Raw genomic sequence first — 13,517 nt, 5'->3', positions numbered from 1 at the left:
GGTCGATGGCGGCGGGTCACTTGATGCGGCCCGCCGCCAGCACCACCTGCGCCAGTTCCCGGTGCACGATGTCACTGTGCGCCCCCGCCGGCGGCCCGCCACGCCTGACCACCGCCGCCGCGTCGATGTTCACGCACCCCGAGGCCGGCAGCTTCGCCTTCAGCGCGTCGGCCAGCTTCAGCGACTTCGTCCCGGGTACCGCCTGCACCCCGTCGTGCCCCATCGCACCCCACTTGTCACCCAGCATCCGGCCGATGTCCAGGGCCGCGATCCCGCGCGCGTCCCCCGCCATGCGCGCGGCCAGCGGGTACATCGTGGACAGGGCCGAGTCGTGCCGCGAGTGGCAGCACACCAGCGGTCCGTCGATACGGTTCTGCTGGCCCTCCAGGACCCCGCCCGCACGGGCGTCGTGGGGCAGCCGGGACGCGAACGCGTAGTGCGAGAAGGCACCTTGCAGCAGCGTCACGGACTTCACCGCGCGCACGCCCTTCGGCAGCCCGCGCAGCGCGAACGACACCAGCCGCGCGCCGAAACTGTGCCCGACGAGATGCACCCGCACCTCGGGCGCCCGCGCGGCGAGCTGCCCGACCACCCGCCCGAGCCCACGCTCACCGACCGTCCCCGCACGCCGCTTCATCGCGTAGTACGTCGCCTGCCGCAGCAGCTCGTGCGCGCCCTCCCACGGGTTCGGCAACGAGAAGGACGGCGCGCCGTGCGGCGCTGCGTCGGGCGATTCCAGCAGCGTCAGCGCCCGCGCGAACTCCTCGCACACGGCCGCCGTGCAGTCGGCGAAGATGTCCGGCGAGTCCTGCGGCACCCCCTCGCGCAGCGTGTCCGCCGCGAAGAGCGCCTGCGGCCCCGGCGGCACGACGTCCACCAGCAGCCGCACCAGCCGCCCGAACTCCTCCAACTCGGCCTCCTCGCGCGGCTGCTGGTCCAGCAGCCGCGCGATCTGGTCGATCACGGTGGCCCGGCCCGGGAACGTCTCCAGCAGCGCGTGCCGCGTGTCCTTGTCGAGCACCGGCCGACGTGGCATCTCGGCCGCCACGGCCCGCGGGAAGTCCGGGATCGGCTCGTCCGAGAACCGCATCGACGGCCAGACCACGCCCACGAACCCGACCTTCGCCTTCGGCGCGAGCTGGGGGATCGGCGCGAAGAACCCGTCGTAGAGCCGGGTCGCGCCCGAGCGGTCGTTGTTCCAGCCGTGCGCGAAGACGATCAGATCACGGACGTGGTGCTGCGCCACCCCGGCCAGCAGCCGGTCCCGCCGCCCGGCGTCCGGGTCCCCGTCCGCGTCGAAGGTCAGCTCCCAGTAAGGAGTCACGCTCACTGCCGGATTTGCCATGACAGGCCCCCTCGTCCCCCGTAACAGTCCGATACGGGCGCATCGTCCTGCTGGCGGGCGGGATTGGCCATACGTCGTCACCCATCCGTGGGCCGCTCATGTGTACAGCAGGTACTCCCGGCGCGTCCGCCGGAACACCGACAGCTCCTGCTGCCAGTCCGCCACCACCTCGTCGGCGCTCGCACCCGCGTCGATCATCGTGCGGACCCGGGTGGAGCCGGTGAGCTTGTCGATCCAGTTGTCGGAGCGCCAACTGAAGCCGCTCCAGACCTTCTTGGCGGTCACCAGCAGGGCGATTCCGCTGCGGACGGGGTCGTACGCGGCCCGGTCGTGCACATGGATCTGTACGCCGCCGATGGTCTTGCCCTGGAACTTCGAGAACGTGGGCGCGAAGTACGCCTCCCTGAAGTGCGCGCCGGGCAGGCCGAGTTCACCGGCCGCCTCGGCCCAGCGCCGGTCGATGCCCTCCGCGCCGAGCAGTTCGAAGGGGCGGGTCGTGCCGCGCCCCTCCGAGAGGTTCGTGCCCTCGAAGAGACAGGTCCCCGCGTACACGAGGGCGGTCTCCGGGGTCGGCATGTTCGGGCTCGGCGGCACCCAGGGCAGCCCCCAGGCGTCGTAGAACTCGGACCGCTTCCAGCCCGTCATCCGTACGGTCTGCAGGGGGACCGGGGTGGTGAGGAACTCCCCGTTGAACAGCCGCGCCAACTCGGCGACCGTCATGCCGTGCGCCTGGGAGATGGGCTGTCGGCCGACGAAGGTCGCGAACTCCTTGTGCAGGACCGGGCCCTGGGCCGACCGTCCGGTGACGGGGTTGGGCCGGTCCAGCACGACGAAGCGCTTGCCGGCGAGCTGGGCCGCCTCCATGCAGTCGTACAGGGTCCAGATGTAGGTGTAGAAGCGGGCGCCCGCGTCCTGGATGTCGAAGACGATCGTGTCGACGCCGGAGGCGGTGAAGATGTCGGCGAGCGGCTGACCGCTCTTGAGGTACGTGTCGTAGACCGGGAGGCCCGTCGCCGGGTCGTCGTAGCGGCCCTCGGAGCCGCCTGCCTGGGCGGTGCCGCGGAAGCCGTGCTCGGGGCCGAAGACGGCCCGTAGGTTCACCCTTTTGTCGGCGTGCATGACATCCACGATGTGGCGGACGTCTCGGGTCACGCCGGTGGGGTTGGTGACGATTCCGACCTTCTGGCCTTCGAGGACCGAGTAACCGTCGGCTGCGAGGCGCTCGAAGCCGGTGCGCAGTCGCGAGTGGCGCTCGGACGCCGCCGCTGCGGACGGGAGGGATGCTGCTGCCGTTGTCGCTGCGAGGAGAGCTCGTCTGGATAGGCGCATGTGGGGCACGGTATTGCTCCCGCAGGTTGTGGGGAAGGAGGCGGTTGTCCGTGGTTGTTCGCGCCCACGCGGCGGAGCCGCACATCGATACAGCCCCGCGCCCCTGGGTGGGCTGCCAGCACCCTTCCTTTGATACATACCGACCGGTTAGTCTGGCCGTCGCAGGAGAGCCGCAGTCGAAGGAGACCGATGGTGGAAGCCGTTCAGGGTGCCGGAGTCGTCGTTACCGGGGCTGGGGGTGGCATCGGCGCCGCGCTGGCCCGTCGCTTCGCCGCCGAGGGGGCCCGGGTCGTCGTCAATGACCTCGATGCCGGGAAGGCCGCCGCCGTCGCCGACGAGATCGGCGGCACAGCAGTCCCCGGCGACGCCTCCGCGATCGTCGCCGATGCCCGAGAGGCCCTCGGGGGCTCCATAGACGTCTACTGCGCCAACGCCGGAGTCGCCTTCGGTGGCGAGGCCGCTGGGCAGCCGCTCGACGAGAGGGCCTGGTCGGCGTCCTGGGACGTCAATGTCATGGCACACGTGCGTGCCGCCAACGAACTCCTGCCGGCCTGGCTGGAGCGGGGCAGCGGGCGTTTCGTCTCCACCGTCTCGGCCGCGGGACTGCTCACCATGATCGGCGCGGCGCCCTACGCCGTCACCAAGCACGGGGCGTACGCCTTCGCCGAGTACCTGTCGCTGACGTACCGCCACCGCGGGGTCAAGGTGCACGCCATCTGCCCGCAGGGCGTGCGCACCGACATGCTGGACGCCACCGGCAGCGCGGGCGACCTGGTGCTCAAGCCCACCGCCATCGCCCCGGAGGACGTGGCGGACGCCCTGTTCAAGGGGATGGAGGAGGACCGCTTCCTGATCCTGCCGCACCCCGAGGTCGCCGGGTTCTACCAGGCGCGGGCCGCCGAGCCCGACCGCTGGCTGGCCGGCATGAACCACATCCAGCAGAAGTGGGAGGAGGCCCGGTGACCGACTCCCGGTACGCGGCCAAGCCCTGGCTGGCCCTGCTGAACGACGCCCAGCGCGCGCCGATAACCCCCGCCGACTCCCTCGTGCACGCCCTGCGCCGGGCCGCCGCGCAGACCCCCGACCGTGCCTTCCTCGCCTACTTCGACGGCCGCCTCACCTACCGCGAGGTCGACGAGCTCAGCGACTCCGTCGCCGGGCATCTCGCGGCGCGCGGCCTGGAGCGCGGCGAGCGGGTGGCGGTCCTGCTGCAGAACTCCCCGCACTTCGTGCTCGCCGTGCTCGGCGCGTGGAAGGCGGGGGCGGTCGTCGTGCCCGTCAACCCGATGTACAAGTCGGGGGAGGTCACCCATGTCCTGCGGGACGGCGAGGTGGCCGCGCTGATCTGCTCCGACCGGGCCTGGGAGTCGTATCTGCGCGAGACGGCCGCCGACTCGCCGGTGCGGATCGTGCTCACCGGGTGCGAGCTGGACTTCCAGACGCGGGGCGATGCGCGGGTGCTGGCCTTCGAGCGACTGCCGGGGGCCGAGGACGCCGACGACCTGACGGCCGTCGCCCGCGCCGGCCACAAGGCGCCGGACGACCGCGACCCCGGCCCGTCCGACATCGCGCTGATCAGCTACACCTCGGGCACCAGCGGCACGCCCAAGGGCGCCACCAACACGCACCGCAACATCATGTACAACGCCGAACGGCAGCGCACCGGCCTCGCCCTGCCCGAGGCGCCCGTCTACTTCGGGATGGCGCCGCTGTTCCACATCACCGGGATGGTCGCCCAGTTCGCGGCCTGCCTGAACAGTTCGGGCCTGCTCGTGCTGGCGTACCGCTTCGAGGCGGGTGTCGTGCTCGACGCGTTCGCCGAGCACGGGCCGCACTACACCGTCGGCCCCTCGACCGCCTTCATGGCGCTGGCCGCCCACCCGGACGTCAGCCGGGAGCACTTCGCGTCCTTCGTCAACATCTCGTCCGGCGGCGCACCGCTGCCGCCCGCCCTGGTGGAGAAGTTCCGGGCCGGCTTCGGGCCGTACATCCGCAACGGCTACGGCCTCACCGAGTGCACCGCCCCCTGCGCCGCCGTCCCGCCCGGCCGCGAGGCCCCCGTCGACCCCGCCTCCGGGACGCTCGCCGTGGGCGTGCCGGGGCCCGAGACGGTCGTACGGATCGTCGACGACGAGGGCGAGGAGGTGCCGTTCGGCGAGCAGGGCGAGATCGTCGTACGGGGGCCGCAGGTCGTCCCCGGCTACTGGCGGCGCCCCGACGCCACCGCCGAGACCTTCCCCGACGGCGAACTGCGGACCGGCGACATCGGCTTCATGGACGCCGAGGGCTGGCTGTACGTCGTCGACCGCAAGAAGGACATGATCAACGCGTCCGGCTTCAAGGTGTGGCCGCGCGAGGTCGAGGACGTGCTCTACACGCACCCGGCGGTGCGCGAGGCGGCCGTCGTCGGGGTGCCCGACGGGTACCGCGGGGAGACCGTCAAGGCGTACATCAGCCTCCGTCCGGGTGCCGAAGCGGACCCCGACGCACTCGCCGCGTACTGCCGGGAGAGACTGGCCGCTTACAAATATCCGCGGCAGGTGGAGGTCCTGCCCGACTTGCCCAAGACGGCGAGTGGGAAGATCCTCCGTCGGGAACTTCGTTCCCGCGCGAACGACGGCTAGACAGCCGACGGCAACACGGTCAGCGGAACATCTCGGAAGGGCAGGTGGCGGCACAGTGGCCAGGACGACGGACGGTGACGGTACGCCCGTCCCCCAGCGGCTGCTCGCCGCCGCCACCCGGCTCTTCGCCGAGCAGGGGTACGACCGCACCTCGGTGCAGGAGATCGTCGAGGCGGCCGGCGTCACCAAGGGGGCGCTGTATCACTACTTCGGCTCGAAGGACGACCTTCTGCACGAGGTGTACGCGCGCGTGCTGCGCGTTCAGCAGGAGCGGCTCGACGCGTTCGCGGATGCCGACGAGCCGGTCGAGAAGCGGGTGCGGGCTGCGGCGGCGGACGTCGTGGTGACGACGATCGAGAACCTCGACGACGCGATGATTTTTTTCCGGTCAATGCATCACCTCAGCCCGGAGAAGAACAAGCAGGTGCGTGCTGAGCGCCGGCGCTACCACGAACGCTTCCGTGCGCTCATCGAGGAGGGGCAGCAGGCGGGCGTCTTCTCCACGGCGACGCCGGCCGACCTGGTGGTGGACTACCACTTCGGCTCCGTCCACCACCTGTCGACGTGGTACAGCCCCGACGGCCCGATGAGCCCGCAGCAGGTCGCGGACCACTTGGCGGACTTGCTGCTGCGAGCGCTACGTCCGTGACGCCAGGGGGCTCTGCCCCCTGGACCCCCGCTCCTTAAACTCCCCCAAGCTCTTCGAGCAGGGGGGACCCCCAGAGGGGCTGGATCTTTTCAGCCCGTCCGGCGTTTGAGGACGAGGCCCGTTCAGGGCCGAAAGCGGGGGTCCGGGGGCGGCAGCCCCCTGGGGGTCCCCCCTGCTCGAAGAGCTTGGGGGAGGGAAGGGTAGGGGCGGCGGGGGCGAGAAACACCCCGGCCGCCCCACGGAGTCACACGTACTTCTTCAACTCCCGCCGAGCCAGCGACCGCTGATGCACCTCGTCCGGCCCGTCCGCGATCATCAGCGTCCGCGCCCCCGCGTACAGCTCCGCCAGCGGGAAGTCCTGACTTACACCCCCCGCACCGTGCAACTGAATCGCCCGGTCGATGATGTCGACAACCGCCCGCGGCGTAGCGATCTTGATGGACTGGATCTCCGTGTGGGCACCCTTGTTGCCGACGGTGTCCATCAGCCAGGCCGTCTTCAGGACCAGCAGCCGCAGCTGCTCGACCGTCACCCGCGCGTCGGCGATCCAGTTGTGGACCACCCCCTGCTGAGCCAGCGCCTTGCCGAAGGCGTTGCGGGACACGGCCCGCCGGCACATCAGCTCGATCGCCCGCTCAGCCATGCCGATCAGCCGCATGCAGTGGTGGATCCGCCCGGGACCGAGCCGCGCCTGGGCGATGGCGAAGCCGCCGCCCTCCTCGCCGATGAGGTTGGCCACCGGCACGCGCGCGTGGTCGAAGATCACCTCGGCGTGGCCGCCGTGGGAGTGGTCCTCGTAGCCGAAGACCTGCATGGCACGGTTGATCGTGACGCCCGGGGTGTCGCGGGGGACCAGGACCATGGACTGCTGGCGGCGGATGTCCTCGCCGTCCGGGTCCGTCTTGCCCATCACGATGAAGATCTTGCAGTCCGGGTTCATCGCCCCGGAGATGTACCACTTGCGACCGGTGATGACGTACTCGTCACCGTCCCGCTCGATGAGCGTGGTGATGTTGGTGGCGTCCGACGAGGCCACCTCCGGCTCGGTCATCGCGAACGCCGAGCGGATCTCACCGGCCAGCAGCGGCTCCAGCCACTGCTTCTTCTGCTGCTCGTCGCCGAACTGCGACAGCACCTCCATGTTGCCGGTGTCCGGCGCCGCGCAGTTCAGCGCGGTGGGCGCCAAGTGCGGGGAGCGGCCGGTGATTTCGGCGAGCGGGGCGTACTGGAGGTTGGTGAGCCCGGCGCCGTACTCGGAGTCCGGCAGGAAGAGGTTCCACAGGCCCTGCATGCGCGCCTCGGCCTTGAGGTCCTCGACCACGGCCGGAGTGTCCCACGGGGACGCCAGCTCGGCCCGCTGCTCCTCCGCGACCGCCTCGGCCGGATAGACGTACTCGTCCATGAAGGCGAGCAGCTTGGCCCGCAGCTCCTCGGTGCGTGCGTCGAACGCGAAGTCCATGTCCCGTCAGCCTTCCTGGATGCCGTCTTGAAGAGTGGTCAGGCCGTGCTCGATGAAGACCGGGACCAGGTCGCCGATGCGGTCGAAGCCGCGGCCGACCGTCTGGCCCAGCGTGTAGCGGTAGTGGATGCCCTCCAGGATCACGGCGAGCTTGAACCAGGCGAACGCCGTGTACCAGGAGACCGCGGAGACGTCGCGCCCGGAGCGCTCGGCGTACCGCTGGATCAGTTCGGCCGGTGCCGGGTGCCCCGGCGCCTCGGCGGTCGTGGAGACCGGGGAGTGCGCCATGCCCAGCGGCATGCTGTACATCACCAGCAGGCCCAGGTCGGTCAGCGGATCGCCGAGCGTCGACATCTCCCAGTCGAGGATCGCCTTGATGGAGTCGTCCTCGCCGATGAGGACGTTGTCGAGCCGGTAGTCGCCGTGCACCACGGCCGGGGCCGGGGAGGCGGGCAGCTGCCTGCCGAGCGTCGCGTGCAGCTCGTCGATGCCGGCCAGCTCACGGTTGCGGGAGGCGTCCAACTGCTTGCCCCAGCGGCGCAGTTGCCGGTCCAGGAAGCCCTCGGGACGGCCGAAGTCCGCGAGCCCGACCTGCGCCGGGTCCACCGCGTGCAGCTCGACGAGGGTGTCCACCAGCGACAGCACCGCGCCCCGGGTGCGCTCCGGGCCGAGCGGGGCCAGCTGGTCGGCGGTGCGGTACGGGGTGCCCTCGACGAACTCCATGACGTAGAACGGCGCCCCGAGCACCTCCTCGTCCTCGCACAGCAGCACCGGCCGCGGCACCGGAACGTCCGTCGGATACAGGGCGCTGATGACCCGGTGCTCGCGCTTCATGTCGTGCGCCGTGGCGAGGACATGACCGAGCGGGGGGCGTCGTACGACCCACTTCGAGCTGCCGTCGGAGACCGCGTAGGTGAGGTTCGACCGTCCACCCTCGATCAGCCGGCCGGTCAGCGGACCGTGCGCCAGACCGGGCCGCTCGCGCTCGAGCAGGCCGCGCAGCCGGTCCAGGTCGAGGCCGGGCGGATGGTCGGGGCTCATACATGGCTCCTCAAGGCAGGTGAACGGGACCTGACTCATGATGCCGACCAGTCGGTATGCCGTCCAGTGGGCAGGCCGAACGTGATCGGCGCCACGATATGCCGACAGCTCCCCGCGCGGAGCGCCGGGGAGCTGTCGGTGGAGTCGCGGGGCGGCCGGGTGGGCTCAGTGGTCGTCCCAGTGGCCGTCGTGGGAGGCGTGCCGGTGGCCGTCGTGGACGTAGTCGACGTGGTCGCCGTGCAGCACGCTCTCGTGCCCGCAGTCGGCGCCGTGCTGATGGGCGTGGCCCTGGTGGGCGACGTGCCCGGCCGTCTCGCACTCGTCCCAGTGCCCGGAGTGCTCGCGGTGCAGGTGACCGTCGTGCGCGTAGTCGGTGTGGTCGCCGTGCGGCACCGCGGTGTGCCCGCAGTCGGGTCCGTGGGCGTGCGTGTGGGAGGCGTGTTCCGTGTGAAGGGTGGTCATCGTGCTCACCTTCGGAGGAGCGGGTGGTGACGTCGGACAGGCTGCCACGCGAACGCCCCATATCGCCCCATTCGGCTTGCGTGGCGTTGGGTCTCCCCGGAGGGTCGGACCCATGAAGGGGATCAGCTACTCAAGCTACGGCGGGCCGGACACGCTCGCATACGGAGACCTGCGCGACCCGCGGGTCGGGCCCGACGCCGTGCTGGTCAAGGTGCGGGCGGCATCGGTCAACCCGGTCGACTGGAAGTGCCGCGAGGGCTACATGGACCGGATGCTCGAGCCGGTCTTCCCGGTGGTCCCGGGCTGGGACGTGTCGGGGGTCGTGGTTCAGCCAGGAGTGTCCGTCACGGAGTTCGGCGTCGGCGACGAGGTCATCGGATACGTCCGCGAGGACTTCCTCTCCCGTGGCACCTTCGCCGAGTACGTGGCCGCCCCCGTGCGCACCCTCGCCCGCAAACCCCGCAACCTCACCTGGGAGGCGGCGGCCGGTCTGCCCCTCGTCGGACTGACGGCGTACCAGGTCCTGACCAAGGTGCTCCAGGTCAAGCGGGACGAGACGGTCCTGGTGCACGCCGCGGCGGGCGGCGTGGGCTCGATCGCCGTCCAGCTCGCGCGCCATCTGGGCGCCCGGGTGATCGGTACGGCGAGCGAGCGCAACCACGACTTCGTCCGCGGTCTCGGCGGCGAGCCCGTGGAGTACGGCGACGGGCTGACGGAACGGGTGCGCGGGCTGGCGCCCGAGGGCGTGGACGCGGCGTTCGACACGGTCGGCGGCGACGCGCTCAAGGCCTCCGCCAATCTGCTGGCCCCCGAGGGCCGCCTGGTCTCGATCGCCGACCCGGACGTCTTCGACTTCGGCGGCCGCTACTACTTCGTCCGCCCCGACGCCGAGGACCTGCTACGGCTGTCCGAGCTGGCGGAGGAGGGCGTGGTGGCCGTACACGTCTCCGAGACGTTCCCCCTGGAGCGCGCGGCGGACGCCCACCGCCTGAACGAGGAGGGTCGCACCCGGGGCAAGATCGTGGTCACGGTCGACTGGGACACGGAGGAGGCGGTGGCGCCGGAGGGGTTGTGGCAGGGGGCGGAATAGCGAACGGCCCTCGCGGCGGAGCCGGGAGCCCGGTCGCCGTCAGAACAGCAGCGCCGCCCCGCACACCGCCAGGGCCACCGTGAGCAGGACGGTCGCCGTGGCATGGCGGGGGGCCAGTGCCGCGGGTCGGGACGACGAGGCGAGGGTGCGGATACGCCGGTGCGCGAGGGCCAGGAAGCCCAGCCACAGCCCGCAGCACACGGCGCAGACGATGCCCGCGGCGACTGAGAACCCGCCGTGCAGCGCGGCCTTCATCGCGAGTACGGCGGCCACCGTGCCGGACAGCGTCGTACGGCGCCATGCGAGGCGGGTCCGCTCGGGCTGGAGCCCCGGGTCCCGTAGCGGCTCCGCGGCGCTCATCCCTCCCACCCGACGAGCACGACCACGACCATCGCGACGGCCACCACGGCGACCACGAGGCTCAGCACCGCCGGGAAGCGCGACACAGGCAGGTCCTCGCCCCGGCGCATCGCCCGCTCGCAGCGCATCCAGTGATTGACCGCGCGCAGCGAGCACAGCACGCCCGCCGCGAGCAGCGCGAGCGCGAGGCCGACCCGCCAGCCCCAGCGCAGGTCCGGCAGGAACTGGTCGACCGCGAAGCCGCCGCCGATGAGGGCGAGCGCGGTGCGCAGCCAGGCCAGGAAGGTGCGCTCGTTCGCCAGCGAGAACCGGTAGTCGGGGGTGCCGCCGTCCTGGCGGATCTCCTGCGGCGCGAACCACAGCCGGACGTTTCGCACGAACTCGCTCACATGACCGACCCTATCCGGGCCGCCCGTCGCAGGCGTCGCCGGATCCGCCTGCCGGGGGTCGGCTCAGCGGGCCGCCCGTAGCGCCTTGAGCCGCTCGTACGCCGCCAGCCCGTCCGGCACCCACGCCCAGTCCGTCAGCCGCCGCTCCACCTCGGCCTCGGACAGGAAGTCGTGCCAGGCGACCTCCTCCACCTGAGGGCTCACCGGCAGCTCGCAGCGCACCTCGTACACCGCCGACCACCAGGTCTGCCCGGTGCCGTCGTCGTACAGGAACTTGAAGAGGTACGAGGGGCGGGGGAGGCCGCTCACGCCGAGTTCTTCCTCGGCCTCGCGCAGGGCGGCGTCGTCGTACGACTCGCCCGCGCCGACCACCCCGCCGACGAACATGTCGTACCGCGAGGGGAACACCAGCTTGGTGGGGGTACGGCGATGCACGAAGAGCCGGCCCTGCGCGTCCCGCGCCTCGATGAAGACGCAGCGGTGGCACAGCCCCTTGGCGTAGGCCTCGCCGCGCGGGGACCGCCCGATGACCCGGTCCTGTTCGTCGACGATGTCGAGGATCTCGTCAGCAGAGCTCATGGGGCCATCCAAGCAGGGGCGGCCCGGACGCGTTCAGGGCGTCTGGAAGGCCGGCGTGCGCTTCGGCTGGATCGCCCCGGACGGCATCGCGGAGTGCGTGCCGAGCATGATGATGCCGACCACGATCCCGGCGAGTCCGGCGGCCTCCCACGCCAGCGCGCCCGCGTCGGTGCGCAGCCGGTCGCCGAGGAAGCCGACGCCGCAGAGGATGCCGGCCAGCGGCTGGGCGGCGGTCAGGGCGGGCAGGGACATCCGCAGGGACGCCGTCTCGAAGGCGCTCTGGACGAGGATCAGCCCGGTGAGGCCGAGCGCCACCACGGCGTACGGCTGCCAGCCGGTGAGGACCTCCATGATGCCGCCCTCGGCGAACCGCTCCCCGGTCACCCGGGTCAGTGCGTCCTGCACGCCGTAGAGGAGACCGGCCGCGGTCGCCAGCAGTGCCGGGCCGGAGCTGAGCCGGGAGCGCTTGGCGTACGTCGTGAGCAGCAGGGCCAGTCCGACCATGACGCCGATGATCAGCCAGTGCCGCATCGGGTCGCTGGTGGCCTCGCCGCCCGACGGCTGGCCGGCGACGATGAACGCCGTCACCCCGCCCGCGAGCAGCGCGAGGCCCGTCCAGCCCTGGCGCCCGAGGGGCTGCTTGGTCTGGCGGCGGGAGAGCATCAGCGCGAACAGCAGGTTCGTCGCGAGCAGGGGTTCCACCAGGGAGATCTCACCCTGGCCGAGCGCCATCGCGCCCAGCGCCATGCCGACCACCATCAGGCCGATGCCGCCGAGCCAGCGCGGCACCTTCATCAGGTCCAGGAGGATCCGCGGCGAGAGGAAGTCGCTCAGTGGAGCCTTCTGGGCCGCGTTCTGCTGGAGGACGAAGCCGAAACCAAGACAGCACGCGGCGGTCACGGCGAGTATCAAGATCTGGAGCGACACGCTGCGTACCTCGAATCCTGCCGGGCGGACGGGGTGCGGTAAGGGCCGACTGTAGCGGCCCTGAGCCCGGCGTGCGCGTCCCACCATCCTGCGGTGCCCAAACGGAAGCCGCCATGACGTACGCCACATCTTCCGAACAAATCCGGCATTGTGGACAGGTTGAATGCCGCAACTGTCCCATCAGTAACACTAGTTGACGCGTGTAACGCGTCAGCGGCACTTGACGCGAACCCTTGGCGGGGGGTTTGCTGCGAGTGATCGCTTGATGACAGTCCACAATTTGCTCACAACAGGACCCAAGCCGGTGTCCCCACCCCCACCTCTGGGCCGCGGCCGCAAACGCGCTGCCCACGCCTTCGACGCGGCCCTCGACGACGCCGAGCTCGCCGCCGCCCGCACCGCCCTCGCTCAGGGCAGGTGGCAGACGGCCCGCTCGCTGCTCGCGCGGACCGGCGACGAGTGGGACCGCAGAGGGCACCGCGTCGCCGTCCTCGCCCAGGAGCAGGCTTGCGTCCCCTGGACCCGCGACTGGCTGCTCGCCGAGCCCGACTCCGTGGACGCCGCCGTCCTGCTCGCCCTCGGCCAGGTGCGGCGCGCCCTGCGCGGCAAGGAGAAGCCGGTCCGGGCCCGCGAGGCCTGCCACGCGGCCGCCGCGCTCGCGCCCGTCGACCCCACCCCCTGGCTCGGCCTGCTCATGCTGGAGAGCGCCCTCGGTGCCGAGCCGGAGGTGCGCCGCCTCTTCGCCGAGGTCCGCGCCCGGTACGCCGACCACCACCACGCCCACCATCTGATGGTCGCCCGGCTCGCCGAGCACCAGTCCGGCACCGGCATCGACCCGCTGCACGAGGTCTACGACTTCGCCAACGCCGCGGCGGACCGCGCCCCCGCCGACTCCCCGCTCGCCATCCTCCCGGTCATCGCCCACGCCGAGCGCTACCGCGTCCTCGCGGCGGCGGGACACGAGCCGGGTGACGCGGCCGCCTCCGGGCACTGGGCGAGCCGCAGGGCCCGGCAGGTGATGCGGGCGGCTTTCGACTGGTGGCTGGAGTGGGAGCAGGAAGGCCACCCGCGCCGGCTCATCGACCTGAACTTCCTCGCCCACGCCAAGTTCTGCGAGGGCCGGGGGGCAGAGGCTGCCGCCCTCTTCCACCGCATCGGCGAACACGCCACCCCCTCGCCCTGGTCCTACCCCGACCGCGACCCGTACTCCGCCTTCCGCGCCGCCCGCGAAACCGCGCTCGGCACGGCGTAACGCCCCCAACC

14 protein-coding genes are annotated in these 13,517 nt (G+C 71.5%); 5 read left to right on the top strand and 9 right to left on the bottom strand.

Features of this window, described 5'->3' with window-relative positions; all coding sequences use genetic code 11:
- Nucleotides 1–16: 16 nt before the first annotated feature.
- On the bottom strand, nucleotides 17–1,345 hold the full coding sequence (locus OG254_RS10600) for a serine-threonine protein kinase (protein WP_405579887.1): 1,329 nt from the start codon (nucleotides 1,343–1,345) through the stop codon (nucleotides 17–19).
- Nucleotides 1,346–1,441: 96 nt separating this feature from the next.
- Nucleotides 1,442–2,674 carry an exo-beta-N-acetylmuramidase NamZ domain-containing protein gene (locus OG254_RS10595; protein ID WP_405579884.1) on the bottom strand — a complete coding sequence of 411 codons (1,233 nt, stop codon included), beginning with the start codon at nucleotides 2,672–2,674 and terminating at the stop codon, nucleotides 1,442–1,444.
- A gap of 189 nt (nucleotides 2,675–2,863) precedes the next feature.
- Between OG254_RS10595 and OG254_RS10590 the strand changes: the two genes are divergently transcribed.
- The 3 genes from OG254_RS10590 to OG254_RS10580 are packed head-to-tail and all read left to right on the top strand — an operon-like array spanning nucleotide 2,864 to nucleotide 5,947.
- Nucleotides 2,864–3,637, top strand: a complete 774-nt coding sequence (locus OG254_RS10590; protein ID WP_405579881.1) for an SDR family oxidoreductase — start codon at nucleotides 2,864–2,866, stop codon at nucleotides 3,635–3,637.
- Nucleotides 3,634–5,298, top strand: coding sequence for a class I adenylate-forming enzyme family protein (locus tag OG254_RS10585; protein WP_405579878.1), 1,665 nt, complete (start codon nucleotides 3,634–3,636; stop codon nucleotides 5,296–5,298). Before OG254_RS10590 ends, OG254_RS10585 begins: the two co-directional genes overlap by 4 nt.
- 55 nt (nucleotides 5,299–5,353) lie before the next feature.
- Nucleotides 5,354–5,947, top strand: coding sequence for a TetR/AcrR family transcriptional regulator (locus OG254_RS10580; RefSeq protein WP_405579875.1), 594 nt, complete (start codon nucleotides 5,354–5,356; stop codon nucleotides 5,945–5,947).
- 244 nt (nucleotides 5,948–6,191) lie between these two features.
- Here the strand turns inward: OG254_RS10580 and OG254_RS10575 are convergent, their stop codons facing one another.
- From OG254_RS10575 to OG254_RS10565, 3 genes are all read right to left on the bottom strand, one after another.
- Nucleotides 6,192–7,406, bottom strand: coding sequence for an acyl-CoA dehydrogenase (locus OG254_RS10575; protein WP_405579872.1), 1,215 nt, complete (start codon nucleotides 7,404–7,406; stop codon nucleotides 6,192–6,194).
- A 6-nt stretch (nucleotides 7,407–7,412) separates the two neighbouring features.
- Nucleotides 7,413–8,447, bottom strand: coding sequence for a phosphotransferase family protein (locus OG254_RS10570; RefSeq protein WP_405579869.1), 1,035 nt, complete (start codon nucleotides 8,445–8,447; stop codon nucleotides 7,413–7,415).
- 165 nt (nucleotides 8,448–8,612) lie between these two features.
- Nucleotides 8,613–8,909, bottom strand: coding sequence for a hypothetical protein (locus OG254_RS10565; RefSeq protein ID WP_405579866.1), 297 nt, complete (start codon nucleotides 8,907–8,909; stop codon nucleotides 8,613–8,615).
- A 112-nt stretch (nucleotides 8,910–9,021) separates the two neighbouring features.
- Here OG254_RS10565 and OG254_RS10560 point away from each other — a divergent pair, with 112 nt between their 5' ends.
- On the top strand, nucleotides 9,022–9,999 hold the full coding sequence (locus tag OG254_RS10560) for an NADP-dependent oxidoreductase (RefSeq protein ID WP_405579863.1): 978 nt from the start codon (nucleotides 9,022–9,024) through the stop codon (nucleotides 9,997–9,999).
- A gap of 39 nt (nucleotides 10,000–10,038) precedes the next feature.
- Here OG254_RS10560 and OG254_RS10555 read toward each other — a convergent pair whose 3' ends face one another.
- From OG254_RS10555 to OG254_RS10540, 4 genes are all read right to left on the bottom strand, one after another.
- Entirely contained in the window at nucleotides 10,039–10,359 is a 321-nt protein-coding gene (locus OG254_RS10555) for a DUF202 domain-containing protein (RefSeq protein WP_405579861.1), read from the bottom strand.
- Nucleotides 10,356–10,748 (bottom strand): DUF202 domain-containing protein, encoded by a 393-nt coding sequence (locus OG254_RS10550; protein WP_351198458.1) that lies wholly within the window; start codon nucleotides 10,746–10,748, stop codon nucleotides 10,356–10,358. Before OG254_RS10550 ends, OG254_RS10555 begins: the two co-directional genes overlap by 4 nt.
- 63 nt (nucleotides 10,749–10,811) lie before the next feature.
- Nucleotides 10,812–11,327 carry an NUDIX hydrolase gene (locus tag OG254_RS10545; RefSeq protein WP_405579858.1) on the bottom strand — a complete coding sequence of 172 codons (516 nt, stop codon included), beginning with the start codon at nucleotides 11,325–11,327 and terminating at the stop codon, nucleotides 10,812–10,814.
- 33 nt (nucleotides 11,328–11,360) lie between these two features.
- Nucleotides 11,361–12,254: a DMT family transporter gene (locus OG254_RS10540; RefSeq protein ID WP_405579855.1), complete on the bottom strand. Its 894-nt coding sequence runs from the start codon at nucleotides 12,252–12,254 to the stop codon at nucleotides 11,361–11,363.
- Nucleotides 12,255–12,558: 304 nt separating this feature from the next.
- Between OG254_RS10540 and OG254_RS10535 the strand changes: the two genes are divergently transcribed.
- Complete coding sequence (locus OG254_RS10535; RefSeq protein WP_405579852.1) at nucleotides 12,559–13,506, top strand: hypothetical protein; 948 nt, start codon at nucleotides 12,559–12,561, stop codon at nucleotides 13,504–13,506.
- The last annotated feature ends 11 nt before the right edge of the window (nucleotides 13,507–13,517 follow it).

Origin of the sequence: Streptomyces sp. NBC_01092 (assembly GCF_045039535.1) — a bacterium.
Lineage (GTDB): Bacteria > Actinomycetota > Actinomycetes > Streptomycetales > Streptomycetaceae > Streptomyces.
This window is presented reverse-complemented; position numbering and strand designations above follow the sequence as displayed.

Excerpts from the sequence above, each read along its gene's own strand:
- OG254_RS10600 (WP_405579887.1), bottom strand. The coding sequence starts at position 1,345 with ATGGCAAATCCGGCAGTGAGCGTGACTCCTTACTGGGAGCTGACCTTC.
- OG254_RS10595 (WP_405579884.1), bottom strand. The coding sequence starts at position 2,674 with ATGCGCCTATCCAGACGAGCTCTCCTCGCAGCGACAACGGCAGCAGCA.
- OG254_RS10590 (WP_405579881.1), top strand. The coding sequence starts at position 2,864 with ATGGTGGAAGCCGTTCAGGGTGCCGGAGTCGTCGTTACCGGGGCTGGG.
- OG254_RS10575 (WP_405579872.1), bottom strand. The coding sequence starts at position 7,406 with ATGGACTTCGCGTTCGACGCACGCACCGAGGAGCTGCGGGCCAAGCTG.
- OG254_RS10570 (WP_405579869.1), bottom strand. The coding sequence starts at position 8,447 with ATGAGCCCCGACCATCCGCCCGGCCTCGACCTGGACCGGCTGCGCGGC.
- OG254_RS10565 (WP_405579866.1), bottom strand. The coding sequence starts at position 8,909 with ATGACCACCCTTCACACGGAACACGCCTCCCACACGCACGCCCACGGA.
- OG254_RS10560 (WP_405579863.1), top strand. The coding sequence starts at position 9,022 with ATGAAGGGGATCAGCTACTCAAGCTACGGCGGGCCGGACACGCTCGCA.
- OG254_RS10555 (WP_405579861.1), bottom strand. The coding sequence starts at position 10,359 with ATGAGCGCCGCGGAGCCGCTACGGGACCCGGGGCTCCAGCCCGAGCGG.
- OG254_RS10545 (WP_405579858.1), bottom strand. The coding sequence starts at position 11,327 with ATGAGCTCTGCTGACGAGATCCTCGACATCGTCGACGAACAGGACCGG.